Source organism: Streptomyces sp. NPDC006197 (assembly GCF_040613865.1).
GTDB lineage: Bacteria > Actinomycetota > Actinomycetes > Streptomycetales > Streptomycetaceae > Streptomyces.
In genome coordinates, this window is record NZ_JBEXSZ010000018.1 from 57,147 (window position 1) to 80,789 (window position 23,643).

Genomic DNA, 23,643 nt, shown 5'->3' on the forward strand with positions numbered 1-23,643 from the left:
CCCCTGGGCTCAGTCGACGGCGTTGACGGCCTCGTCGACCGAGGTGTGGATCGGGAACACCTTGGTGAGGCCCGTGATCCGGAAAATCTTCAGAATGCGCTCCTGGTTGCAGACCAGACGCAGCGAGCCCTCGTGCGCGCGAACGCGCTTCAGGCCGCCGACGAGCACACCGAGGCCGGTGGAGTCGAGGAAGTCCACGCCCTCCATGTCGACGACCAGGTGGTAACTGCCGTCGTTCACCAACTCGACCAACTGCTCGCGCAGCTTGGGCGCGGTATACACATCAATCTCGCCACCGACCTCGACGACCGTACGGTCACCACCAGCGCCGGACACATTGCGAGTCGACAGGGACAGGTCCACGGATCCTCCAGCACCTTGCTATCGGGCGATCGTTCCCTCGTGTCTCCGGGGCGGAGCCGAGGAACGGAACGCCAGCCGCGATGGCATTCAATCACTTACCAGCAGCCATGCACGACGCCTTGGAAGCATTGTCCGTCATGGCAGTGACACACTCGGTGCCGATGGCCAAGAATCACCGCCCCCGTCGTCCGGCCGGGGAAACGGGCAGCCGCCCCTCTCCCGGCATGGTCCTTGACCGGCTCTCCTCGGGCGAGAGCCGGGCCGCGCGCATCACTCATACGGAGCACATGCCCGCCCGGGAGGGCCGTCATGCCGTCTGGCCGCACCGCATCCGCCCGGAGGTGATCGCGGCGATCCAGGAGGCCGGGATCGAGCACCCCTGGGCCCACCAGGCGGAGGCCGCGGAGCACGCCCTGGACGGCGAGTCCGTGGTGATCGCCACGGGCACCGCCTCGGGCAAGTCGCTCGCCTACCTCGCCCCCGTCCTCAGCACCCTCCTGGACGGCGCGGAGGCCCCGAACGGCCGAGGCACCACCGCCCTCTACCTCGCCCCCACCAAGGCCCTCGCGGCCGACCAGCGGCGCGCCGTACGGGAACTGGCCGCCCCGCTCGGCAACCGGATCCGCCCCGCCGTCTACGACGGCGATACGCCGTTCGAGGAACGCGAGTGGGTCCGGCAGTACGCGAACTACGTGCTGACCAACCCCGACATGCTGCATCGGGGCATCCTCCCCTCCCACCCCAGGTGGTCCTCCTTCCTGCGCTCCCTGCGCTATGTCGTGATCGACGAGTGCCACACCTACCGGGGGGTCTTCGGCTCCCACGTCGCCCAGGTGCTGCGCCGCCTGCGCCGCGTCTGTGCCCGGTACGGCTCCGAACCGGTCTTCCTCCTCGCCTCGGCCACCTCCGCCGAACCGGCCCGGGCCGCCGGCCGCCTCACCGGCCTGCCGGTCACCGAGGTCTCCGACGACGCCTCCCCGCGCGGCGAGCTGGTCTTCGCCCTCTGGGAGCCGCCGCTGACCGAGCTGCAGGGCGAGCGCGGCGCGCCCGTGCGCCGCACCGCCACCGCCGAGACCGCGGACCTGCTGACCGACCTGACCAGGCAGGGCGTCCGCTCGGTCGCCTTCGTCCGCTCCCGGCGCGGCGCCGAGCTGATCTCGGTGATCGCCCAGGAACGGCTGGCCGAGACCGATCGCGCGCTCGCCCGCCGCGTCGCCGCCTACCGGGGCGGCTACCTGCCCGAGGAGCGCCGCGCCCTGGAGCGGGCCCTGCACTCCGGCGAGCTCCTCGGCCTGGCCGCCACGACCGCCCTGGAGCTGGGCGTGGACGTCTCCGGCCTGGACGCCGTCCTGATCGCCGGCTACCCGGGCACCCGGGCCTCCCTGTGGCAGCAGGCGGGCCGCGCCGGCCGCTCCGGCGAGGGCGCCCTCGCGATCATGGTCGCCCGGGACGATCCGCTGGACACCTTCCTCGTCCACCACCCGGAAGCGATCTTCGATCAGCCGGTCGAGACGACCGTCCTGGATCCCGACAACCCCTACGTCCTCGCCCCCCATCTGTGCGCCGCCGCCGCGGAGCTCCCGCTGACCGAGCCGGACCTGGCCCTCTTCGGCCCGGCCGTGCCCGGCCTGCTGCCCCAGCTGGAAGGGGCCGGGCTGCTGCGCCGCCGCTCCACCGGCTGGTACTGGACCCGTCGCGAGCGGGCCGCCGATCTCACCGACATCCGGGGCGGCGGCAGCAGCCCCGTCCGGATCGTCGAGGCCGGCACCGGCCGCCTCCTCGGCACCGTCGACGAGGCCGCCTCCCACACCGCCGTCCACGAGGGCGCCGTCCACCTCCACCAGGGCCGCACCTATCTGGTGCGGGAGCTCGACCTCAAGGACTCCGTGGCCCTCGTCGAGGAGGCCGTCCCCCCGTACTCCACCACCGCCCGCGACACCACCTCCATCACCGTCCTCGAAACCGACACCGAGATCCCCTGGGGAGCCGGCCGCCTCTGCTACGGCTCCGTCGAGGTCACCAACCAGGTCGTCTCCTTCCTCCGCCGCCGCCTGATCACCGGCGAGGTGCTCGGCGAGACCAAACTCGACCTGCCGCCCCGCACCCTGCGCACCCGGGCCGTGTGGTGGACGGTCACCGAGGACCAGCTCGACGCCGCCCGGATCAACCCGGAGATCCTCGGTGGCGCCCTGCACGCCGCCGAGCACGCCTCCATCGGCATGCTGCCGCTCTTCGCCACCTGCGACCGCTGGGACATCGGCGGCGTCTCCGTACCGCTCCATCCCGACACCCTGCTGCCCACCGTCTTCGTGTACGACGGGCACCCGGGCGGCGCGGGCTTCGCCGAGCGCGCCTTCCACACCGCCCGCGCCTGGCTGACGGCCACCCGGGAGGCCATCGCCTCCTGCGAGTGCGAGGCGGGCTGCCCCTCCTGCATCCAGTCCCCGAAGTGCGGCAACGGCAACGATCCGCTCCACAAGCGCGGCGCGGTCCGCCTCCTCACGGAACTCCTGCGGGAGGCCCCGGAGGACCCGCCCGCGACCTGACCTCCGGCCGGTACGGGCCGCGCACGACCCGCGCGGTCACGTCCGCGACCCCGTCCCGCACCGCGCACCGCGCCAGCTCGGCACCCTGCGCGACGGCCACCCGCGAGGCGGTGGCGCACGCCTCGGCCTCGCCCCACAGGGCCCGGTCGGCGGCGGCGAGGGCGGCCAGGTCGGCGGCCCCACCGGCCCGGTGCCTGGCCGCCACCGCCTGCCCGAGCGCGAGCACCACCCCGAACACCACGCACAAGGCACACGCCGCGAACGCAGCCCACACGGTCGCCGCCCCACGATCCCCCACCAACCCCGCACGCCGGCCCGGTCTCCCCAGCAGGCCCAGGCGCCGGTCCGGCCTCCCCAGCAGGCCCGGGCGCCGGTCCGACCGCCGCCCGGCCGGCCGCCGGGCCTCTCCCCGGCTCGTGTCCCCGTGCCCCGGTCGGGCACGGACGGGGGTGCCGCGGTGCTCGGTGGCCGTCACGGGGATCCTCCGCCCATCGTGTCCTCCGCGAGGGCCGCCGCGTCGGCCCTCAGGGTGACTCCCATGCCCCGGGGGCCCGGGGCCGCCGCCTCCACCGTCACCCGCCACAGCTCACCCTCCCTCGCCACCGACACCCGGGCGCCCTCGGGCGCGGCGGCCCGCGCCGCCGCCTCGGCGGAGGCCACCGGCTCCGAACGGGCCGCCGCCCTCGCCCCCGCCCTCGCTGCGTCCACGCACCGGATCTGTGCGGCGGCCGCGGCCAGCCCCCAGAGCAGCGTCACCGTGAACAGCGCAAGGACGGGCAGGACCATCGCCGCCTCCACGGTCACGAACCCCCGGTCAGAACGGCGCATCGAGGGCCTTCCCGATCACCGATTCCAGCGCTCCCGAGACCGCCCCACTGGTCACGATCTTGTAGAGCACGGCGGCGAACGCCGCCGCGGCGATCGTCCCCACCGCGTACTCGGACGTGGTCATCCCCTCGTCGCGGCGCGCCGCCGCCCGCCGCGCCCGCCACCAGCCACGCAGCCGCACCATGAGCGTCATGCCGACCTCCTCGTCCCGCCCCGTCTCGCCCTGCCGTGCCTCGCCGTGATCCGCCATGTCGTCGTTCCTCGTCATCTCTCGCCGTGTCATCTCTCGCCGTTTCGTGTCTCGTCGTGTCGTGTCGGTCATCCGTCCAGCAGCCCCGTCGCGAGGCCGATCACCACCGGAGCCACGCCCACCGCCAGGAAGGCGGGCAGGAAGCAGAGCCCCACGGGCGCGCTGATCAGCACCTGTGCCCTCCGTGCCCCGGCTGCCGCCGCGCGGGCGCGGGTGGCGCGCAGGGCGGCCGCGTGCCGGGCGACGGCCTCCGCCGCCGGCGCTCCGGAGGAACCGGCCCGCTCCATGCAGCGGGCCAGCCCTTCGGCACCCGGTATCGCGCCGAACCTCCCCCACACCTCGGCCGGTTCGCCGCCGAGCCGCAGCTCGGCTGCCGTGCGGGTCAGACGCTCGCCGAGCGGGCCGCCCAACGACCGGCCCACCGCCTCCGCCGCCTCGCCGGGCCCGGCTCCGGAGGCGGCGCAGGCCGCCAACAGATCTGCGGCGAGCGGAAGATGACGCACCGCCTCCCCCTCGTCGGCCGACGGCGGCGAGGACCGCCGCGCCGCCCTCCACCTCGCTCCGGCGGCCACCAGGGCCCCTGCGCACAGGCCGCCGGCCCCGCCGAACAGCACCCAGCCGACGCCGACACCCACGAGGGGCGCCAGCCAGAGCCGCACCCGCGGCGGCAGCCCGCTCCGGACCTTCCGGGGGCGCGGTCCCTGGCTCGCGAGGAGAGTCCCCGCCCGCCGCCGCGTCCGGCGCGCCCGCAGACCGCACAGCACCTCGATGACACCCTGCGCGCACAGGACCGCTGCCAGGAGCGGAAGGCCCGCCGCTCGAACGCCGTCCGGGACGTGGTGAACCGCTTCCCCGATCACACCCGCTCCCCTCCCCGTACGATCCGTGCGGCCCACCACAGTCCGGCCGCCTCCAGCGCCCCGCCCACGGCCAGGCAGCCCAGACCGGCCGGTGTGTGCAGCAGCACCCACAGCGGATCGGCGCCCAGGGCGGCACCGAGGGCGAGCCCGGCCGCCGGGAGCAGGGCGAGGACCGTCACCGTGGCCCAGGCACCGGCCAGTTCGGCCCGCAGACGGTCGCGCTGCTCACGGTGGCCCCGCAGGGCGGCCTCCAACCGGTCGAGCCCGGCGGCCAGGCCCGCGCCCCCGTCCACGGCCACCTGCCAGCAGGCCGCCATGCCCGCGAGCCCGTCGGCACCGTCCTGCCGGGCCGCCCGCCGCAGCGCCTCCGGCACGTCCCCGCCGAACCGGGCCGCCGCCAGCACCGACGCCTCCGCGGCACCGAGCGCGCCCGTCTCCCTGGCCGCGAAGGACAGCGCCTGCGCGGGCTGCCATCCGGCCCTCAACTCACCCACGACCGCCCTGCACAGGGCCACCACCCGCTCGGCCCGCGCCTCGCGCTCCTTCCTGCGTCCCGCGGCCCGCAGCCGCCGCCCCACCAGGGGCACCGCGAGCGCCCCCGCCAGCAGCGGCAGCGGTGACTCGCCGAGGAGGGCGAGAACTCCCGCCACCGGCAGGCACAGCCACGCGCGCCGTCCCCGCAGCGCGGCCCACCACCGCGCGGCCACCGCCGGCCACTCCCAGCCGCCGTGCCCGCCGGTGCCCCCGTCCGCGAGCACCGCCCGTGCCCGGCCCGCACCGCGCCGCCGCTCGACCGTCCACCACAGGGCGAGCACCGCGCAGAGCGCCGCCGCTCCATGTGCCGCGCCCCGTACCGGCAGCATCTCGCCCGTCACCGCGATCCCCCTCCGATCAGCGACCTCAGCCGCTCCCAGCCCCGCTCCCGCTCGAACCCGGTCGCGCCCCACCGCAGCGCCGGTACCGTCCGGACCAGGCCGTCCCGGTCCCGCTCCAGGACGTGCGCCTCGGCGATCCGCCGCCGCCCGTCCCGGTCCCGCACGACGTGCAGCACGACCGACAGGCCCGCGCCCAGCTGGCTGTGCAGGGCGGCCCGGTCGAGTCCGGCCGCCGTCCCCAGGGCTTCCAGCCGCGCCGGGACGTCCCCGGCCGTGTTCGCGTGGACCGTTCCACAACCGCCCTCATGGCCCGTGTTGAGAGCGGCGAGCAGGTCCACCGCCTCGCCGCCTCTGACCTCGCCGACCACCAGCCGGTCGGGGCGCATCCGCAGCGCCTGGCGGACCAGGTCCCGCAGGGTCACGAGCCCGGCGCCCTCCTGGTTCGCCGGCCGCGCCTCCAGGCGCACCACGTGCGGGTGGTCCGGCCGCAGCTCCGCCGAGTCCTCGGCGAGCACGATCCGCTCCCGCTCCCCCACGAGCCCCAGGAGCGACGCGAGGAGCGTGGTCTTGCCCGTCCCGGTGCCGCCGCTGACGAGGTACGACACCCTGGCGTCGATGAGGGCCCGCAGGATCGGGGCGCCGTCCGGTGGCACGGTGCCCGCCGCGACCAGCTCCTCCAGGGAGAAGGCGCGCGGGCGGACCACCCGCAGCGACAGGCAGGTCGAACCGACCGCGACCGGCGGCAGGACCGCGTGCATCCGGGTGCCGTCGGGGAGCCTGGCGTCGACCCAGGGCCGGGCGTCGTCGAGACGGCGCCCGGCCACCGCCGCGAGCCGCTGCGCGAGGCGACGGACCGCGGCGGCGTCGGGGAAGCCCACCGGGGCCCGCTCGAGACCGGTGCCCCGATCCACCCACACCTGGTCGGGTGCGGAGACGAGGACGTCGGTAACCGCCGGATCGGCGAGCAGCGGCTCCAGCGGTCCGGTGCCGATCAGCTCACACCTCAACTCCTCTGCCGCGCCGAGCACTTCCGCGTCGCCGAGCAGCCTTCCCTGGGCCCGCAGAGCCGCTGCCACGCGCGCCGGGGTGGGCTCGGCCCCGCTCGCCGCGAGCCGCTGCCGCACGGCGTCGAGGAGCCCCGTCCCGCCGACCGCGGCACCGCCCACGTCCCAGGCCGCGAGCCCTGCCCCGGTCATGCCTCACCGCCGACGCGCTCCCAGAAGGCGGCGCAGAACCGGCCGAGGGGCCCCCGGGGTTCGGCGCCCGGCGGCACTCCCGCGTCCTGGTCGGCCACGATCCCCGGGTCGTAAGGGAGTTCACCGGCGAGCGGCAGCCGCAGCGCGTCGGCGACCCACCGCTCGTCGAGTCCCGCCGCGTACGGACCGCGCACCACGGCGCGCAGGTCGCGCACGACCGGGCCGATCGTCGAGACCATCCGGTGGGCGGCCGCGACGGACCTCAACTCTCCCGGTACGACGAGCAGTCCGAGATCGAGCTGGGCCAGGGCCTCGGTGACCGACGGGCCTGCCCCGCGCGGCAGGTCGACCACGACGGCCCCGCCCCGGCGGCGCGCGGCGGCGAGCACGGACCGCACGGCCTCGGGCGGCACCGGCGCCACCGCGTCCCTGCCCCAGCTGAGCACCCGGACGCCGCGCACCGACGGCAGGGACTCCTCCAGGGCGCCGCCGGCCAGACGGCCCTTCGAGGCGGCGAAGTCGGGCCATCGCCGACCCTCCTCGCGCTCGCCGCCGAGCAACACGTCGAGCCCTCCGCCCAGCGGGTCCCCGTCGACGAGCAGCGTGCGGTGCCCGGCCCGCGCGGCGGCAAGCGCGAGACCGCAGGCCAGGGTGGAGGCACCCGCGCCGCCTCGGCCGCCGACGACGCCGACCGTCAGCGCCGCCCTGTCCGCTCCCTCGGCCGCGTCGGCGAGGCGGTCGACGAGGAGGCTCTCGGCTCCCGGGAGGCTCAGGACGCTCTCCGCGCCGATCTCGACCGCCAGCCGCCACAGCCCCGGATCGTCCCGGTCACGGCCGACGAGGAGGGTCCCGGGCCGGCGCACCGCTCCCCGACAGCGGGCGGCGACGTCGTCGCCGACCAGGACGAGCGGCGGATCGGTCCAGCTCGCGCGCCGGTCCGGCACCCGGTGGTCCACCTGGGGCTCGACTCCGGCGGCGGCGCACAGCCGCAGGAGGTCGTCGAGCAGTTCGAGGTCCTCGGTGACGATCAGCGGGCCGGCCCGGCGCGGCCCGTCCGGCCCCGCTCCGTCCGGCCCCGCTCCGTGTGCCGTCCCCATGGCCCCGGAAGTCCTGGATGTCTCCACGGCGCACACCCCTCTCGTGATTCCTGCCGGTCGCGAACTTCGCGACAGGAATCACCGTGGGGCCGTCCTGGAAATCGTGCCGATCTTGCCGAAAAACTGGGGATAAGCGAGGGGCTGTGAATAACTCCGCCACCCCTTCGGGGGCTGTCCGGAACGCAGCCTCTCGATTACTGTGAGTGATGTACCGAGAGCTGGGCGGGGCCTCGGTCGACTCGTGACCGATGAGCGGAAGGAAGGGAGCAGGCGATGGCACGCAGGGCCGAAACGGCTCCGGACATGCGACGACCCCCGCCGGGGGGGAGAGCGGGGGTCGTCTCTCCGGCCGACTCGGGGGGGGAGGAGCCGGACCGGGTTAGCACGGTCGCGAACGATCCGTGACTTCCATGGTGTACCCGAGAGCCTTCTCAGGCAAACCCACGCGCCCCAGCGTACGCCGAATGGCGGGCACCTATGCTCGGGCTTGTGGAAAACCACTCCTTGCCGCGCACAGCCGCCTTCTTCGACCTGGACAAGACGGTCATTGCGAAGTCTTCGACGTTGACCTTCAGCAAGTCCTTCTACAGAGGCGGACTGATCAGCCGCCGCGCCGCCCTGCGGACGGCCTACATCCAGTTCGTCTTCCTGGTGGGCGGAGCCGATCACGACCAGATGGAGCGGATGCGTGAATATCTTTCCGCGCTCTGCAAAGGCTGGAACGTCGCCCAGGTGAAGGAGCTCGTCGCCGAGACCCTTCACGATCTGATCGATCCGATCATCTACGACGAGGCGGCCTCCCTCATCGAGGGCCACCACGCCGCCGGCCGCGACGTCGTGATCGTCTCGACCTCAGGGGCCGAGGTGGTCGAGCCGATCGGCGAGATGCTCGGCGCCGACCGGGTCGTCGCCACCCGGATGGTGGTCGGCGAGGACGGGTGCTTCACCGGGGAGGTGGAGTACTACGCCTACGGGCCGACGAAGGCGGAGGCTGTGCGGGAGCTCGCGGAGTCGGAGGGCTACGACCTCTCGCGCTGCTACGCGTACAGCGATTCGGCGACCGACATCCCCATGCTGGAGGCCGTCGGCCACCCGTACGCGGTCAATCCCGACCGGACGCTGCGCCGCGAGGCCGTGGCGCGGGAGTGGCCGGTTCTGGCCTTCGACAAGCCGGTGCGGCTCAAGCAGCGGCTGCCCGAATTCCGGATGCCGCCCCGCCCCACGCTCGTCGCCGCGGCGGCGGTCGGAGCGGCGGCTGTCGGGGCCGGGCTCGTCTGGTACGCGGCGCGGCGTCGGCAGGCGGCTCTCACCCACCGCCTCGCCGATGACTTTGCCCGAATTTGAGCAATTGGCAGAGAAGTGGAGCCACCACTTTCGCTTCCACCCGGACAGGAGTAGAAAGGAATCAGGCCCGCGAGACCGAGGACATCCGAGAGGATCACCTGTTGAGCATGAAGGCCCCACGGACCTAGCACTGAAACCGGGCACCCACGCGACGTCGACCCGTCGATTACGGGCCAGCCGCACCAGGCCACGGGCAAAGTTCCCGGCCTGATGGGCACATATCGAGGACGCTTGGTAACTGGGTGGACGTGCCAGCGGCGGTACCAGGACTGGTGCCGCCGCAACCCATTTCCGGACCGGTCCGGCCCACGAGGGCCCGACCTCCCCACGAGGACCTGGCCGCCCCACGAGGACCTGGCCGCCCCGCAAAGACCCGGACGGCGCGCGAGGGCCTGGCTCAGGCGGCGCCGCGCTGGAGGGCCTCGCAGACGGCCGTCGACTCCCGGACTCCCAGCTCGACCGAGCGCCCGCAGTGCGCGATCCAGGCGCCCACGCCCTCCGGGGTGCCCGACAGGTACCCCTCGAAGGCAGCGAGGTAGGCGGCCCGGCCCTGTTCCGCGTGGCCGACCTCGGCCGGGCAGATGGCCTTGGGGTCGAGGCCGCTGCCGACCAGCGCGATCCGCTCGGCCGCCCGGGCGACGAGGCCGTTGTACGAGGTGAAGGGGCGCAGCGCGAGCAGTTCGCCGTGCACCACGGAGGCCGTGACGAGGGCCGGGGCCTCGCTGCCCGCGACGATCAGTTCGGCGAGGCCGTCGAGCCGCCCCGCGACCTCGGCGGGCGTCGGCAGCGGGAGGTCGATCAGGGGTTCGTCGACCGTTTCGCCGTCCAGCCGGGGCCGGCCCACGGAGTCGCCGACACCGGCACCGGCCGGAAGGCCGGCGTCGCCGGCGGCGACCAGGTGCAGCCGGGCGAGCACGCGCAGGGGCGACTGGCGCCAGATGGAGAGCAGCTGCCCGGCCTCGGCGCCGAGGCGCAGGGCGGCACCGACGGCGCGGGCCTCGGCGTCGGCGCTGAAGTCGGTGCGCCGGCGGACCTCTTCCAGGGCCCAGTCGGCGCCGGACAGGGCGGCTGAGCCGCGTGCGCCGCGCAGGGCCGCCTCGGAGGAGATCTCGTTGCTGCGGCGGCGCATCACGCGGTGGCCGTAGACCCGGTCGACGGCCTTGCGTACGGAGTCCACCGCTTCGGCGACGCCCGGCAGGGAGCCGAGGGCGGCCAAGGGGTCAGAGGCGTGCGTACTCATAAGTAGGGAGGCTACGCGCCTCGGGGCCCCGCCCCACGATGGAGTGGTCTTCTTCACGCAGCTTGACCACGAAGTGCGATCGTGCCGCTACGCTAGGTGAACATGAAGATCGCTTTCGTGGGGAAGGGCGGCAGCGGCAAGACCACGCTGTCCTCGCTCTTCATCCGCCACCTCGCCGCCAACGAAGCGCCGGTCGTCGCCGTCGACGCCGACATCAACCAGCACCTGGGCGCCGCGCTCGGCCTGTCCGAGGCGGAGGCCGCCGCGCTGCCCGCGATGGGCGCGCACCTGCCGCTCATCAAGGAGTACCTGCGGGGCAGCAACCCGCGGATCGTGTCCGCCGACACGATGATCAAGACGACGCCGCCCGGGGAGGGTTCGCGGCTGCTGCGGGTCCGCGAGGACAACCCGGTGTACGAGGCGTGCGCGCGTCCGGTCCCGCTCGACGACGGCGAGATCCGGCTGATGGCGACCGGGCCCTTCACCGAGTCGGACCTCGGGGTCTCCTGCTACCACTCCAAGGTCGGCGCGGTGGAGCTCTGCCTCAACCATCTGGTCGACGGGGCCGACGAGTACGTGGTCGTCGACATGACGGCGGGTTCGGACTCCTTCGCGTCGGGTCTCTTCACCCGCTTCGACATGACCTTCCTGGTCGCCGAGCCGACCCGCAAGGGCGTCTCGGTCTACCGCCAGTACAAGGAGTACGCGCGGGACTTCGGCGTGGCGCTCAAGGTCGTCGGCAACAAGGTGCAGGGCCAGGACGACCTCGACTTCCTGCGCGAGGAGGTCGGCGAGGACCTGCTGGTGACGGTGGGGCACTCGGACTGGGTCCGCGCGATGGAGAAGGGCCGTCCGCCCCGCTTCGAGCTCCTGGAGGTGGAGAACCGCATGGCGCTCCAGGCCCTCCAGGAGGCGGCGGACGACTCGTACGCCCACCGCGACTGGGAGCGCTACACGCGCCAGATGGTCCACTTCCATCTGCGCAACGCGGAGAGCTGGGGCAACGCCAAGACCGGGGCCGACCTGGCGTCGCAGGTCGACCCCGGCTTCGTGCTGGACGAAGGGCTCAGTGCCGTTCAGCCCGCTTGACCCCCGAGGGCCGGGTGGCGCCGTTCGGTCCGCCTGGCGCCGACGGCCGGGCTCAGCGCCGGTCGGTCCGCCTGACGCCGACGGCCGGGCTCAGCGCCGTTCGGTCTGCTTGGCGCCCTTGGCCGGGGCGCCGGCCGGGACGGCCGGCTGGGGGGCGAGGAAGGCCTTCCAGCCGCCCGCCGGCGCCTCGCCGACCTTCAGGGTGCGCATCTTGGCGATGACGTCGGGATCCTGGGCGTCGAGCCAGTCGGCGAGCTGGCGGAAGGACACGCACTTGACGTCCTTCTGCACGCAGACGGTGGCGATGGTCTCCTCGACGGCCCGCATGTACGTGCCGCCGTTCCAGGACTCGAAGTGGTTGCCGATGATCAGCGGCGCGCGGTTGCCCCGGTAGGAGCGCTCGAAGGCCTGCACCAGGCCGTCGCGCATCTGGTCGCCCCAGTAGCGGTGCCGGGAGGGGTCGCCCTGGGTCGTGCCCGACTGGTTCACCAGGAAGTTGTAGTCCATGGAGAGCGTCTGGAAGGCGCGGCCCGGGACGGGCACGAGCTGCATCGACAGGTCCCACAGGCCCAGGTCCTTCTTGGGCCAGATCTGGTCGTTGACGCCGCTGGTGTCGTAGCGGAAGCCCATCTGCGCCGCCGCCCGGACGAAGTTCTTCCGGCCCTCCAGGCAGGGGGTGCGGGCGCCGACGAGCTCCTTGTCGTAGTCGAAGGGCAGCGGCTGCTCGGCACGCAGGCCGGCGTTGGTCTTCCAGTGCTTGACGAAGGACTTGGCCTGGTTGATCTCGCTCTTCCAGTCCTCGACCGACCAGTTGCCGACGCCGCTCTCCTTCCCGCAGAAGTGGCCGTTGAAGTGGGTGCCGATCTCGTTGCCCTCCTGCCAGGCGCCGCGCAGTTCACGGACGGTGGCGCGGATGCCCTCGACGTCGTTGAAGCCGATGTCGGAGCGGCCGGGGCTGTGCTGCGGCGGGTCGTAGAGCTCCCGCTTCTCCTCCGGCAGCAGGTACACGCCGCTGAGGAAGTACGTCATGGTGGCGTCGTACTTCTTGCCGACCGCGCGGAAGTGGGAGAACAGCTTCTGGCTGTCCTCGCCGGCGCCGTCCCAGGAGAAGACCACGAACTGCGGCGGGGTCTCGCCGGGCTTGAGCTTCTGCCAGACCGGCTGGTGGGGCTGGGCGCCGGTGAAGGCGGTCGAACCGTCGCCGATCAGCCGGGGCACGGTCTGCGGGGCCGCGGCCGGGCCCTTCTTGGCGCCCGCGTCGCCCGAGGTGCCCTTCGTGGCGGTGTCGTCGGAGCCCGAGCAGCCGGCGAGGCCGGTGGCGAGGGCGAGGGTGAGGGCGCCGACGGCGAGCGCCTTCCTCCGGACAGTGGTCGTTCTGCGGGCGGCTGACATCCGCGCACCTCTCCTCAGATCCTCGGATTTCCGTACAAGCGGCGTAAACGTCGCACCACGAGGACCGGGGGTCGTCAACGACAAGCGGCATACACACGCTCTGTCACCGGAACAGGTGAATCATTGCCCTGTTTGCCCCGAAAATAATGCCGCAGTCTTTACTCTCCATTACGATCCATTTACTGAGCGTTGATCCTCCACTCGAACACACAGATCACCCGGAGGGTCTCGCGAATCCCGCCGCTGCACCCCGCACGAGCCGCGACCGCGCTGCCCCGGAGGAGACGGGAACATGACTCTCTGCACCCCTGCCCGCACGACCAACCGGCCCCGGATCCAGCGGCCTCACAGCCCGCCGGACGGGCCCCGCCGCTTCCGCCTCGCCGGCGCCGACGTCTCCGCGTCCGTCGCCGTCTTCCTGATCGCGCTGCCGCTCTCGCTCGGCATCGCACTCGCCACCGGAGCCCCGCTCCAGGCCGGCCTGGTGGCCGCCGCCGTCGGCGGCCTCGTCGCCGGCCGGTTCGGCGGCGCCCCGCTCCAGGTGAGCGGCCCCGCCGCCGGACTCACCGTCGTGACCGCCGAACTCATCCAGAAGTACGGCTGGCGCACCACCTGCGCCATCACCGTCCTCGCCGGCCTCGCCCAACTCGCCCTGTCGGCCCTGCGCGTGGCCCGCTCGGCGCTCGCCGTCTCGCCCGCGATCGTGCACGGCATGCTGGCAGGCATCGGCGTCACCATCGCCCTCGCACAGCTCCACATCGTGCTCGGCGGCACCCCGCAGAGCTCCGCCGTGGACAACGTCCTCGGACTGCCCGCCCAGTTGGCGCGCGCCCACCCGGAGGCGCTCGCCATCAGCGCCCTCACCGTGGCCGTGCTGCTGTGCTGGCCGCGTCTGCCGGGCCGTGCGGGGCGGCTCGTACGGAAGGTCCCCGCCGCGCTCGTCGCGGTGGCCGGGGCGACGGCCATGGCCGCCTTCGCCGGGCTCGCCGTGCCGCGCGTGGACCTGCCGTCCTGGAGCAGCCACGCCCTGCCCGGCCTGCCCGAGGGCCCGGTCCTCGGCATCGCGGCGGGCGTGCTCACCATCACGCTCGTCACCAGCGTGCAGTCGCTGCTGTCGGCCGTCGCGGTCGACAAGCTGGTCGCCGCCCGGGGGGACCGCGGCCAGGGCGTCCCCCGCTCCCGTCTCGACCGCGAGCTCGCCGGACAGGGCGCGGCCAACATGGTCTCCGGGGCGCTCGGCGGCCTCCCGGTCGCCGGGGTCGCGGTCCGCAGCGTCGCCAACGTCTCGGCGGGCGCGGTGAGTCGCGCCTCGACCATGCTGCACGGCCTGTGGATCGTGCTCGCCGCCCTGCTGCTCGTGCCGGTGCTCGATCTGATCCCGCTGCCCGCGCTCGCCGCCCTCGTCATGGTGGTCGGCATCCAGATGGTGAGCATCACCCACATCCGCACGGTCACCCGGCACCGTGAGGTCGTCGTCTACGCGGTGACGCTGACCGGCGTCGTCCTCGTCGGCATCCTGGAGGGCGTCGCCCTCGGCATCGCCGTGGCCATCGCGGTCGCCCTGCACCGGCTCGCCCGCACCCGGATCACCCGGGAGGAGCGGGACGGACGCCACCTGCTGCACGTCCGGGGCCAGCTGACCTTCCTCGCCGTGCCCAGGCTCAGCCGGGCGCTGCACCAACTGCCTCGGGGTTCCGACGTGGTGGTCGAGCTCGACGGGTCCTTCATGGACCACGCCGCCTACGAGGCGCTGAGCGACTGGACCGCCGGGCACCTCGCCCACGGGGGGACGGTCGAGACCACCGGGCCGTCCGGCGTCCGGATCGCCGAGCACGCGCCCGTCACCGACTCCGCCTCGCACCCCTGCTGCCGCCCCTGGACGCCCTGGCACAACCACCAGTGCGGGGAGAAGCCGACCGAGACCACCGAGCCGACCGAGACCAGACAGGCGACGGGGCTGCACCTCGCGAGCGGCATCGGCAAGTTCCAGCGGAACACCGCCCCGCTGGTGCGGGACGAGCTCGCGCGGCTCGCCCGGGAGGGACAGCGGCCCTCGCAGCTCTTCCTGACCTGCTCCGACTCCCGTCTCGTCACCAGCATGATCACCTCCAGCGGCCCGGGCGACCTCTTCACCGTGCGCAACGTCGGCAATCTCGTCCCGCTCCCCGGCGAGGAGAGCGGGGACGACTCGGTGGCGGCGGCGATCGAGTACGCGGTGGAGGTGCTGCGGGTGGAGTCGATCACCGTCTGCGGCCACTCCGGCTGCGGCGCGATGCAGGCCCTGCTGGGCGGCAGCCCGGACGACCCGCCGACCCCGCTCCGCCGCTGGCTGCGCCACGGCCTGCCCAGCCTGGAGCGGATGGCGAGCCGGCGGCACGCCTGGGCCCGGATCTCCGGGCGCCTTCCGGCCGACGCGGTCGAGCAGCTCTGCCTGACCAACGTGGTCCAGCAGCTGGAGCACCTGCGGGCGTACGAGCCGGTCGCGCGCCGGCTGGCCGAGGGCACGCTCACGCTGCACGGCGTGTACTTCCACGTGGGCGAGGCGCAGGCGTACCTGCTCTCCGGGACGGACGAGGTGCACGGCTACGACGACGTCTTCACGCGGGTGATGCCGACGGATTCCCTCGAAGCGGCGACCGGGGACGTGCCGACGGACCATCTGGAGGTGGCGCGCGCGTCCTGAACCCGGCGGCCACGTCACCGGTGGCGCGCGGCCCGACCCCGGTGACCACGACACCGGTGGCGCGCGTCCTGAACCTTCCGGTCCCCCCGGCCGTGAGACTGTGTGGCCCCTTCTCCCACCGCTCGGGAAGAAGGGGCCACCGCGCGTCATGCCGCTCACAGGTCTAAACCAATTTCCTGGATGCTCTTGTCACCCGGGCATCTGACTGGTGAGGTATGACACGGGACACATACGCACAGAGGACGCCCTGGGAAAGGGAGATGTCGTGAGCAACGAATCCTTGGCCAACCTGCTCAAGGAAGAGCGGCGGTTCGCGCCGCCCACCGAGCTGGCCGCGGACGCCAATGTGACGGCGGAGGCGTACGAGCAGGCCAAGGCGGACAGGCTGGGCTTCTGGGCCGAGCAGGCCAGGCGGCTCAGCTGGGCCACCGAGCCGACCGAGACCCTCGACTGGTCGAACCCGCCGTTCGCCAAGTGGTTCGCGGACGGCGAGCTGAACGTGGCGTACAACTGCGTCGACCGGCACGTCGAGGCCGGCCACGGCGACCGGGTCGCCATCCACTTCGAGGGCGAGCCCGGCGACAGTCGCGCGATCACCTACGCCGAGCTCAAGGACGAGGTCTCCAAGGCCGCCAACGCCCTGATCGAGCTGGGCGTCCGCAAGGGCGACCGGGTCGCCGTCTACCTGCCGATGATCCCCGAGGCGGCCATCACGATGCTGGCCTGCGCCCGCGTCGGCGCCGCCCACTCGGTGGTCTTCGGCGGCTTCTCGGCCGACGCCGTCGCCTCCCGCATCCAGGACGCCGACGCCAAGCTCGTCGTCACCGCCGACGGCGGCTACCGCCGCGGCAAGCCGAGCGCCCTCAAGCCGGCCATTGACGAGGCCGTCGCCAAGTGCCCGCAGGTCGAGCACGTCCTCGTGGTCCGCCGTACGGGCCAGGACACCGCCTTCACCGAGGGCCGGGACGTCTGGTGGGACGACATCGTCGCCCGCCAGTCCGCCGAGCACACCCCGGAGGCCTTCCCGGCGGAGCACCCGCTCTTCATCCTCTACACCTCCGGCACCACGGGGAAGCCGAAGGGCATCCTGCACACCTCCGGCGGCTACCTCACCCAGGCCGCCTACACCCACCACGCCGTCTTCGACCTCAAGCCGGAGAGCGACGTCTACTGGTGCACCGCCGACATCGGCTGGGTCACCGGGCACTCGTACATCGTCTACGGCCCGCTGGCCAACGGCGCGACGCAGGTCATGTACGAGGGCACCCCGGACACCCCGCACCAGGGACGGTTCTGGGAGATCGTGCAGAAGTACGGCGTCACGATCCTCTACACGGCGCCCACCGCGATCCGCACGTTCATGAAGTGGGGAGACGACATCCCCGCGAAGTTCGACCTCTCCAGCCTCCGCGTGCTCGGCTCCGTCGGCGAGCCGATCAACCCCGAGGCCTGGGTCTGGTACCGCGAGCACATCGGCGCGAACAGGACCCCGATCGTGGACACCTGGTGGCAGACCGAGACCGGCGCGATGATGATCTCGCCGCTGCCGGGCGTCACCGAGACCAAGCCGGGCTCCGCCCAGCGCCCGCTGCCGGGCATCTCCGCCACCGTCGTGGACGACGAGGCGAACGAGGTCCCGAACGGCGGCGGCGGCTACCTGGTCCTCACCGAGCCGTGGCCGTCGATGCTCCGCACCATCTGGGGCGACGACCAGCGCTACATCGACACGTACTGGTCCCGCTTCGAGGGCAAGTACTTCGCCGGCGACGGCGCCAAGAAGGACGAGGACGGCGACATCTGGCTGCTCGGCCGGGTCGACGACGTCATGCTCGTCTCGGGCCACAACATCTCGACGACCGAGGTCGAGTCGGCCCTCGTCTCGCACCCGTCCGTCGCCGAGGCGGCCGTCGTCGGCGCCGCGGACGAGACGACCGGTCAGGCGATCGTCGCCTTCGTCATCCTGCGCGGCACGGCGAGCCAGGACGAGAACCTGGTCGCCGAACTGCGCAACCACGTGGGCGCGACCCTCGGCCCGATCGCCAAGCCGAAGCGGATCCTGCCGGTGGCGGAGCTGCCGAAGACCCGCTCGGGCAAGATCATGCGCCGTCTGCTGCGCGACGTCGCGGAGAACCGCGAGCTGGGTGACGTCACCACCCTGACGGACTCCTCCGTCATGTCGCTCATCCAGAGCCAGCTGCCGGCGACGTCCAGCGAGGACTGAGCTCACGCCCTGAAGGACGCCCGCCCCGAGCCTCTCGGGGCGGGCGTTCGCGCATCCCGTACCCCTGCACCCCTGCGCCCCGTACCCCGCACCCCGCACCCCGCACCCCGCACCCCGCACCGACGGGACGAAAGCTTCATATCTCCCTAAAGTGAATCTCGCCGGACACATCCAGGGCTCGTTAGGTAAAGTAAGGATCGCGTCAGGAACGCGACAGAAAGACTCAGGTGAGCCGGGAAGTCTGGTCGGCATGTGCTTCGCCCTGCCTGCCCGACGGAGGTCCCCCACGTGTCCGTGCCCAACGACCGCAAGTTCCTCGGCCGTCTCTCGCTGCCCGAGCGGCGGTACATCGCCGACGCCCTGCGCACCGAGACCGTCGGCGGCGTCCTGCTGCTCCTCGCCGCCGTCGCCGCCCTCGTCTGGGCGAACACGCTCGGCGGCGGTTACGAGTCCGTACGGGACTTCCACATGGGACCCGCCGCCCTCGGCCTCGACCTGTCGATCCAGCACTGGGCCGCCGACGGCCTCCTCGCGGTCTTCTTCTTCGTCGCGGGCATCGAGCTCAAGCGCGAGCTCGTCGCGGGCGAGCTGCGCGACCCCAAGGCCGCGATACTCCCCGTCGTCGCCGCGCTCTGCGGCATGGCGGCCCCCGCCCTCGTCTACACCCTGGTCAACACCCTCGGCGACGGCTCCCTGGACGGCTGGGCCGTGCCCACCGCCACCGACATCGCCTTCGCGCTCGCCGTCCTCGCCTTGATCGGCACCTCGCTGCCGTCCGCGCTGCGCGCCTTCCTGCTCACCCTCGCCGTCGTCGACGACCTGTTCGCGATCCTGATCATCGCGGTCTTCTTCACCAGCGACCTGAACTTCGCCGCGCTCGGCGGCGCCGCCGCCGGACTCGTCGTCTTCTGGCTGCTGCTCCGCAAGGGCGTCCGCGGCTGGTACGTGTACGTGCCGCTGGCCCTGGTCGTCTGGGGCCTGATGTACAACAGCGGCGTCCACGCCACGATCGCCGGCGTCGCCATGGGCCTGATGCTCCGCTGCACCACCCGGGAGGGCGAGGAGCACTCCCCCGGCGAGCACATCGAGCACCTGGTCCGGCCGCTCTCGGCCGGGCTCGCCGTGCCCCTCTTCGCGCTCTTCTCCGCCGGGGTGAGCGTCTCCGGCGGCGCGATCCACCACGTCTTCACCCAGCCGGTCACCCTCGGCGTGGTCCTCGGCCTCGTCGTCGGCAAGGCGATCGGCATCTTCGGCGGCACCTGGCTCGCCGCCCGCTTCACCCGGGCGGAGCTCAACCCGGACCTGGCCTGGCCCGACGTGTTCGCCGTCGCCTCCCTCGCCGGGATCGGTTTCACCGTCTCGCTCCTCATCGGCGAACTCGCCTTCGCCGGGGACGCCTCCCTCACCGACGAGGTGAAGGCCGCCGTCCTGATCGGCTCGCTCGTCGCGGCCGCCCTCGCCTCCGTCCTGCTGAAGCTGCGGGTCCGGAAGTACCAGGCCCTCGTCTCCGCCGAGGAGCGCGACGACGACGGGGACGGCATCCCCGACATCTACGAGCAGGACAACCCCGAGTACCACCTGAGGATGGCCGAGATCTACGAGCGGAAGGCGGCGGAACACCGGGAGCGCGCCCAACTGGCGGGGGCATCGCGCGACGGAGCCGACCGTCCGGCATGATCTGAGTCGGACCGTAGACACAAGGAGAGGGAGCAGCGATGAGCGACCCGTTCGACGGCACCGAGCGCAGCCTCGGTCAGCTGGTCGCCTCGGCGACCGCCGAGATGTCCGCGCTGGTGCACGACGAGATCGCCCTGGCCAAGGCCGAGATCCGACAGGACGTCAAGCGTGGCGCGATCGGCAGCGCGGCGGGCATCGCGGCCGCCGTGGTGCTGCTCTTCTCGCTGCCGATGCTGAGCTTCGCGCTCGCGTACGCCATCAACGCCTGGACCGGCGGGCACAACGGCCACGGGGGCTGGAACCTCGTCTGGTGCTTCCTGCTGTCCTTCGCCTTCAACGTGCTGGTCGCGGGCCTCCTCGGAGCGATCGCCGTCGCCAAGTTCAAGAAGGTCAAGCCGCCGGAGAAGTCCATCGCCTCCGCCAAGCAGACGGCGGCGATCATGCAGAACGCGAAGCCGCACCCCCGTCCGGAGCCGCGCCCGGCACTGGACAAGGCCTCCGTTGTGGCACGCTCGTCCGTATGACCCTTCCCGAGAGCACCGGCGGCAACGGCGGGCCCGTACGGCTCGACGGGCCGTGGACGCACCGCGACGTCGCCGCCAACGGCGCCCGCTTCCACATCGCCGAGATGGGCGACGGCCCGCTGGTGCTGCTCCTGCACGGCTTCCCGCAGTTCTGGTGGACCTGGCGCCACCAGCTGCCCGCCCTCGCCGAGGCCGGGTTCCGGGCGGTCGCGATGGACCTGCGCGGGGTGGGCGGCAGCGACCGCACACCACGGGGTTACGACCCCGCCAACCTGGCCCTCGACATCACCGGCGTCGTCCGCTCCCTGGGCGAGCCGGACGCGGCGCTCGTCGGGCACGACCTGGGCGGCTACCTCGCCTGGACGGCCGCCGTCATGCGGCCGAAGCTGGTGCGCCGACTCGCGGTCTCCTCGATGCCGCACCCGCGCCGCTGGCGCTCGGCGATGCTCTCCGACTTCGCCCAGTCGCGGGCCGGTTCGCACATCTGGGGTTTCCAGCGGCCGTGGCTGCCGGAGCGTCAGCTCGTCGCGGACGACGGCGCGCTCGTGGGCGAGTTGATCCGGGACTGGTCGGGCCCGAAGCCGGTCGACGAGGAGGCCGTCGAGGCGTACCGGCGGGCGATGTGCGTCCCGTCGACGGCGCACTGCTCGATCGAGCCGTACCGGTGGATGGTGCGGTCGCTGGCCCGCCCGGACGGCATCCAGTTCAACCGGCGCATGAAGCGGCCGGTCCGGGTGCCGACGCTCCATCTGCACGGCTCCCTGGACCCGGTGATGCGGACCCGCAGCGCGGCGGGGTCCGGGGAGTACGTGGAGGCGCCGTACCGCTGGCGGCTCTTCGACGGCCTCGGGCACTTCCCGCACGAGGAGGACCCGGTGGCCTTCACCACGGAGCTCGTCAACTGGCTGAAGGACCCCGAGCCCGACCGCTGAGCACCCGTCACCCCGGTCTGCGTACAGGCGTCCCTCGAACGGCCATGTGCCTCGCGCATACTCCAATTGGCGGGCCCCGAGGCGGTTACCGACCTTGGCCCCCGGGCAGACGTCGAAGTATGGGCTGGACGCACGACTACGGTGACACGACAGCACGCGACCGCCGCTCGGCCACGGGGCCGGGCTCCCGGGAGAGGGGTGGCCCGGCGGACGCGGGCTACGCGGTACCAGGGGTGGGGATCTCGCGCATGCTGCGCCGCCGGGCCCGCTGGGTCTCGGCCCGGCTGCGGCATCCCAGAAACACCCCGTAGGCCCCTTCGGGCCCGTCTCAGAGGGCGCAGGCCTGGGTGTCGACCTGTTGGTCGGCGGTCCGGCCCCGCTCGATGTCCTCGCGGATCTCGTCGACCGTCAGGGCGTATCCCGTGTTCGCGTCGTCGAGCGAGCGGGCGAAGATCACGCCGTACACCTCGCCGTCCTCGGTGAGGAGCGGACCGCCGGAGTTGCCCTGGCGGACCGTCGCGTACAGCGAGTACACGTCCCGGCGCACCTCGTCGCGGTGGTAGATGTCGGGGCCCTTGGCGCTGATGCGGCCCCGCACACGGGCCGACCGCACGTCGTACGAGCCGTTCTCCGGGAAGCCGGCGACGATCGCGTCGTCGCCGCTGCGGGCGTCCTCGTCGGTGAAGGCCAGCGGCGTGGCCCTGAGGCCCGGCACGTCCAGGACGGCGATGTCGCGCTGCCAGTCGTAGAGCACGACCTTGGCGTCGTAGAGCTTGCCCTCGCCGCCTATCTGGACGGTCGGCTCGTCGACGCCTCCGACGACGTGGGCGTTGGTCATGATGCGGCGGTCGGCGAAGACGAAGCCGGTGCCCTCCAGGACCTTGCCGCAGCTCTGCGCGGTGCCGACGACCTTCACGATGGAGCGCTGCGCGCGGGCGGCGACGGGGCTGTGGGCGAGCGCCGGGTCGGGCGGGGTGACCGGGGTGATCGGCTCGTTCGCGAAGGGGCTGAAGACCTGGGGGAAGCCGCTGCGGGCCAGGGTGGAGCTGAAGTCGTCGAACCAGCCCGAGGCCTGATCCGGCATCACCTGCTCCACGCCGAGCAGCACCTTGGAGTTCCGCACCTCCTTGCCCAGGGTGGGCAGCGAGGTGCGGGCGAGGGCGGAGCCGATCAGCCAGGCCACGAGCAGCATCGCGACGACGTTGACCAGGGCGCCGCCGGTGGCGTCCAGGGCGCGGGCCGGTGACCAGGTGATGTGGCGGCGCAGCTTGTTGCCGAGGTGGGTGGTGAAGGCCTGGCCGACGGAGGCGCAGACGATGACCACCATCACGAAGACGACGGTGGCCGTCGTCGAGACCTCGCTGTGGTCGGTCAGCTGGTCCCAGAGGATCGGGAGCAGCAGGACGGCGACGAGACCGCCGCCGAGGAAGCCGATGACCGAGAGGATGCCGACGACGAATCCCTGGCGGTAACCGATGATCGCGAACCACACGGCGGCGAGCAGCAACAAGATGTCCAGCACGTTCACCGTCAATAGCCTCGCAGATTCGTTTCCGGTCGCCCGGGGTCGGTCGGCCCTGAGGCCGGTCCGCCCGGAGGTCAGCCTGTCATGAGCGCCAGTCGAGCGGGACCTGCCTGGACCGGTCCCAGGGGCGCTCCCAGCCGGCGTAGTGCAGCAGCCGGTCGATGACGCCGGCCGTGAAACCCCAGACCAGAGCGGATGCCACGAGGAACCCGGGGCCCTTGTGGCCGCTCGGGTGCACGGTGGTCGCGCGGTTCGCGGGGTCCGTGAGATCCGCCACGGGGACGGTGAAGACGCGGGCGGTCTCCCCGGGGTCCACGACGCCGACCGGGCTGGGGTCGCGCCACCAGCCGAGGACGGGGGTGACGACGAAGCCGCTGACCGGGATGTAGAGCCGGGGCAGGACGCCGAAGAGCTGGACGCCCGCCGGGTCGAGGCCGGTCTCCTCCTGGGCCTCGCGCAGGGCGGCGCGCAGCAGGCCGCCGTCCGCCGGGTCGCCGTCCTCGGGGTCGAGGGCGCCGCCGGGGAAGGAGGGCTGTCCGGCGTGCGAGCGGAGGCTGCCGGAGCGCTCCATGAGCAGCAGCTCGGGTCCGCGCTCGCCCTCGCCGAAGAGGACGAGGACGGCGGACTGGCGGCCGGCGCCGCTTTCGGGCGGCAGGAAGCGGCTCAGCTGCTCGGGCCGGACGGTGCGGGCGGCCCGGTCGACCGGTTCGAGCCAGTCGGGCAGGCCGTCCCGGCTGAGCAGCCCGGCCGTGCCGGGTCCGTGGATCTCTTCGTCAGTGCGCGTCATAGGCACCCCCGTGGTTCACAACGCGATCGATGGACGGGTTCGTTCCCGGCGTTCCCCTCGTCCCGGTCTCCCGGGGCGGGGGGAACGCGCCCGGGGCTCCCGGGGGCGGGTTCAGGCTCCACCGCCGAGCGGGGGCGCCGGGATGCCGGGGTAGTCGGGCGGCGGGTTCAGCCGCTGGCCGGGGAAGCCGCCCATCTCGTACTTGAGCAGCTTC

At 73.0% G+C, this 23,643-nt stretch carries 21 protein-coding genes and 1 pseudogene; 9 read left to right on the forward strand and 13 right to left on the reverse strand.

Going from position 1 to position 23,643, the window contains the following annotated elements; translation table 11 throughout:
• Positions 1 to 9 precede the first annotated feature (9 nt).
• Complete coding sequence (locus tag ABZ318_RS08505) at positions 10 to 363, reverse strand: STAS domain-containing protein (RefSeq protein WP_015034520.1); 354 nt, start codon at positions 361 to 363, stop codon at positions 10 to 12.
• 80 nt (positions 364 to 443) lie between these two features.
• On the opposite strand from ABZ318_RS08505, the gene ABZ318_RS08510 reads away from it, so the two are divergent.
• Positions 444 to 2,909, forward strand: coding sequence for a DEAD/DEAH box helicase (locus ABZ318_RS08510; RefSeq protein WP_356901717.1), 2,466 nt, complete (start codon positions 444 to 446; stop codon positions 2,907 to 2,909).
• Here the strand turns inward: ABZ318_RS08510 and ABZ318_RS08515 are convergent.
• The 7 genes from ABZ318_RS08515 to ssd all read right to left on the reverse strand — a co-directional run bounded on the left by ABZ318_RS08515 (position 2,863) and on the right by ssd (position 8,015).
• Entirely contained in the window at positions 2,863 to 3,492 is a 630-nt protein-coding gene (locus tag ABZ318_RS08515) for an Rv3654c family TadE-like protein (protein WP_356901718.1), read from the reverse strand. The two genes, ABZ318_RS08510 and ABZ318_RS08515, sit on opposite strands and share 47 nt — an antisense overlap.
• Positions 3,381 to 3,737 (reverse strand): TadE family type IV pilus minor pilin, encoded by a 357-nt coding sequence (locus tag ABZ318_RS08520; RefSeq protein ID WP_356901719.1) that lies wholly within the window; start codon positions 3,735 to 3,737, stop codon positions 3,381 to 3,383. Before ABZ318_RS08520 ends, ABZ318_RS08515 begins: the two co-directional genes overlap by 112 nt.
• The gene (locus tag ABZ318_RS08525; protein ID WP_356901733.1) at positions 3,724 to 3,930 is read right to left on the reverse strand and encodes a DUF4244 domain-containing protein; all 207 of its coding nucleotides are present in this window, start codon (positions 3,928 to 3,930) and stop codon (positions 3,724 to 3,726) included. Before ABZ318_RS08525 ends, ABZ318_RS08520 begins: the two co-directional genes overlap by 14 nt.
• A 125-nt stretch (positions 3,931 to 4,055) precedes the next feature.
• A complete protein-coding gene (locus ABZ318_RS08530; RefSeq protein WP_356901734.1) occupies positions 4,056 to 4,844 on the reverse strand; it encodes a type II secretion system F family protein in 789 nt (262 codons plus the stop codon).
• The gene (locus ABZ318_RS08535) at positions 4,844 to 5,710 is read right to left on the reverse strand and encodes a type II secretion system F family protein (protein ID WP_356901735.1); all 867 of its coding nucleotides are present in this window, start codon (positions 5,708 to 5,710) and stop codon (positions 4,844 to 4,846) included. The genes ABZ318_RS08530 and ABZ318_RS08535 overlap by 1 nt, the downstream gene beginning before the upstream one ends.
• An 8-nt stretch (positions 5,711 to 5,718) precedes the next feature.
• A complete protein-coding gene (locus ABZ318_RS08540; protein ID WP_356901720.1) occupies positions 5,719 to 6,918 on the reverse strand; it encodes a TadA family conjugal transfer-associated ATPase in 1,200 nt (399 codons plus the stop codon).
• Positions 6,915 to 8,015, reverse strand: coding sequence for a septum site-determining protein Ssd (gene ssd / locus ABZ318_RS08545; RefSeq protein WP_356901721.1), 1,101 nt, complete (start codon positions 8,013 to 8,015; stop codon positions 6,915 to 6,917). Before ssd ends, ABZ318_RS08540 begins: the two co-directional genes overlap by 4 nt.
• 477 nt (positions 8,016 to 8,492) lie before the next feature.
• Between ssd and ABZ318_RS08550 the strand changes: the two genes are divergently transcribed.
• A complete protein-coding gene (locus ABZ318_RS08550; protein ID WP_356901722.1) occupies positions 8,493 to 9,359 on the forward strand; it encodes an HAD-IB family hydrolase in 867 nt (288 codons plus the stop codon).
• Positions 9,360 to 9,756: 397 nt separating this feature from the next.
• Here ABZ318_RS08550 and ABZ318_RS08555 read toward each other — a convergent pair whose 3' ends face one another.
• Positions 9,757 to 10,599, reverse strand: a complete 843-nt coding sequence (locus tag ABZ318_RS08555; RefSeq protein ID WP_356901723.1) for an oxidoreductase — start codon at positions 10,597 to 10,599, stop codon at positions 9,757 to 9,759.
• 102 nt (positions 10,600 to 10,701) lie between these two features.
• Between ABZ318_RS08555 and ABZ318_RS08560 the strand changes: the two genes are divergently transcribed.
• Complete coding sequence (locus ABZ318_RS08560; RefSeq protein WP_356901724.1) at positions 10,702 to 11,688, forward strand: ATP-binding protein; 987 nt, start codon at positions 10,702 to 10,704, stop codon at positions 11,686 to 11,688.
• A 90-nt stretch (positions 11,689 to 11,778) separates the two neighbouring features.
• Here the strand turns inward: ABZ318_RS08560 and ABZ318_RS08565 are convergent, their stop codons facing one another.
• A complete protein-coding gene (locus ABZ318_RS08565) occupies positions 11,779 to 13,080 on the reverse strand; it encodes a hypothetical protein (protein WP_356901725.1) in 1,302 nt (433 codons plus the stop codon).
• Positions 13,081 to 13,372: 292 nt separating this feature from the next.
• On the opposite strand from ABZ318_RS08565, the gene ABZ318_RS08570 reads away from it, so the two are divergent.
• The 6 genes from ABZ318_RS08570 to ABZ318_RS08595 all read left to right on the forward strand — a co-directional run bounded on the left by ABZ318_RS08570 (position 13,373) and on the right by ABZ318_RS08595 (position 21,428).
• Entirely contained in the window at positions 13,373 to 15,763 is a 2,391-nt protein-coding gene (locus ABZ318_RS08570; RefSeq protein ID WP_356901726.1) for a SulP family inorganic anion transporter, read from the forward strand.
• Positions 15,764 to 16,028: 265 nt separating this feature from the next.
• Positions 16,029 to 17,984 carry an acetate--CoA ligase gene (gene acs / locus ABZ318_RS08575; RefSeq protein WP_356901727.1) on the forward strand — a complete coding sequence of 652 codons (1,956 nt, stop codon included), beginning with the start codon at positions 16,029 to 16,031 and terminating at the stop codon, positions 17,982 to 17,984.
• Between the two features lie 288 nt (positions 17,985 to 18,272).
• Complete coding sequence (gene nhaA, locus ABZ318_RS08580; protein ID WP_356901728.1) at positions 18,273 to 19,661, forward strand: Na+/H+ antiporter NhaA; 1,389 nt, start codon at positions 18,273 to 18,275, stop codon at positions 19,659 to 19,661.
• Between the two features lie 38 nt (positions 19,662 to 19,699).
• Positions 19,700 to 20,185: a phage holin family protein gene (locus ABZ318_RS08585; RefSeq protein WP_356901729.1), complete on the forward strand. Its 486-nt coding sequence runs from the start codon at positions 19,700 to 19,702 to the stop codon at positions 20,183 to 20,185.
• Entirely contained in the window at positions 20,182 to 21,117 is a 936-nt protein-coding gene (locus tag ABZ318_RS08590) for an alpha/beta hydrolase (RefSeq protein ID WP_356901730.1), read from the forward strand. Before ABZ318_RS08585 ends, ABZ318_RS08590 begins: the two co-directional genes overlap by 4 nt.
• A 119-nt stretch (positions 21,118 to 21,236) precedes the next feature.
• Complete coding sequence (locus ABZ318_RS08595) at positions 21,237 to 21,428, forward strand: hypothetical protein (protein ID WP_356901731.1); 192 nt, start codon at positions 21,237 to 21,239, stop codon at positions 21,426 to 21,428.
• A 17-nt stretch (positions 21,429 to 21,445) separates the two neighbouring features.
• Here ABZ318_RS08595 and ABZ318_RS08600 read toward each other — a convergent pair whose 3' ends face one another.
• The 3 genes and pseudogenes from ABZ318_RS08600 to ABZ318_RS08610 form a co-directional block, all read right to left on the reverse strand.
• Positions 21,446 to 22,645, reverse strand: a complete 1,200-nt coding sequence (locus ABZ318_RS08600; protein WP_356901732.1) for a MarP family serine protease — start codon at positions 22,643 to 22,645, stop codon at positions 21,446 to 21,448.
• Between the two features lie 79 nt (positions 22,646 to 22,724).
• A complete protein-coding gene (locus tag ABZ318_RS08605; protein WP_123453139.1) occupies positions 22,725 to 23,429 on the reverse strand; it encodes a CoA pyrophosphatase in 705 nt (234 codons plus the stop codon).
• Positions 23,430 to 23,540: 111 nt separating this feature from the next.
• A pseudogene (locus ABZ318_RS08610) lies at positions 23,541 to 23,643 on the reverse strand (endonuclease III); the annotation flags it as partial.

What these genes read in the sequence shown, in the direction of transcription:
- ABZ318_RS08520 (WP_356901719.1), bottom strand. Translation starts at nt 3,737, where the DNA reads ATGCGCCGTTCTGACCGGGGGTTCGTGACCGTGGAGGCGGCGATGGTC.
- ABZ318_RS08590 (WP_356901730.1), top strand. Translation starts at nt 20,182, where the DNA reads ATGACCCTTCCCGAGAGCACCGGCGGCAACGGCGGGCCCGTACGGCTC.
- ABZ318_RS08540 (WP_356901720.1), bottom strand. Translation starts at nt 6,918, where the DNA reads ATGACCGGGGCAGGGCTCGCGGCCTGGGACGTGGGCGGTGCCGCGGTC.
- ABZ318_RS08565 (WP_356901725.1), bottom strand. Translation starts at nt 13,080, where the DNA reads ATGTCAGCCGCCCGCAGAACGACCACTGTCCGGAGGAAGGCGCTCGCC.
- ABZ318_RS08605 (WP_123453139.1), bottom strand. Translation starts at nt 23,429, where the DNA reads ATGACGCGCACTGACGAAGAGATCCACGGACCCGGCACGGCCGGGCTG.
- ABZ318_RS08560 (WP_356901724.1), top strand. Translation starts at nt 10,702, where the DNA reads ATGAAGATCGCTTTCGTGGGGAAGGGCGGCAGCGGCAAGACCACGCTG.
- ssd (WP_356901721.1), bottom strand. Translation starts at nt 8,015, where the DNA reads ATGGGGACGGCACACGGAGCGGGGCCGGACGGAGCGGGGCCGGACGGG.
- ABZ318_RS08535 (WP_356901735.1), bottom strand. Translation starts at nt 5,710, where the DNA reads ATGCTGCCGGTACGGGGCGCGGCACATGGAGCGGCGGCGCTCTGCGCG.
- ABZ318_RS08550 (WP_356901722.1), top strand. Translation starts at nt 8,493, where the DNA reads ATGCTCGGGCTTGTGGAAAACCACTCCTTGCCGCGCACAGCCGCCTTC.
- ABZ318_RS08555 (WP_356901723.1), bottom strand. Translation starts at nt 10,599, where the DNA reads ATGAGTACGCACGCCTCTGACCCCTTGGCCGCCCTCGGCTCCCTGCCG.
- ABZ318_RS08595 (WP_356901731.1), top strand. Translation starts at nt 21,237, where the DNA reads ATGGGCTGGACGCACGACTACGGTGACACGACAGCACGCGACCGCCGC.
- ABZ318_RS08510 (WP_356901717.1), top strand. Translation starts at nt 444, where the DNA reads ATGGCATTCAATCACTTACCAGCAGCCATGCACGACGCCTTGGAAGCA.
- ABZ318_RS08570 (WP_356901726.1), top strand. Translation starts at nt 13,373, where the DNA reads ATGACTCTCTGCACCCCTGCCCGCACGACCAACCGGCCCCGGATCCAG.
- ABZ318_RS08585 (WP_356901729.1), top strand. Translation starts at nt 19,700, where the DNA reads ATGAGCGACCCGTTCGACGGCACCGAGCGCAGCCTCGGTCAGCTGGTC.
- ABZ318_RS08525 (WP_356901733.1), bottom strand. Translation starts at nt 3,930, where the DNA reads ATGACGCTCATGGTGCGGCTGCGTGGCTGGTGGCGGGCGCGGCGGGCG.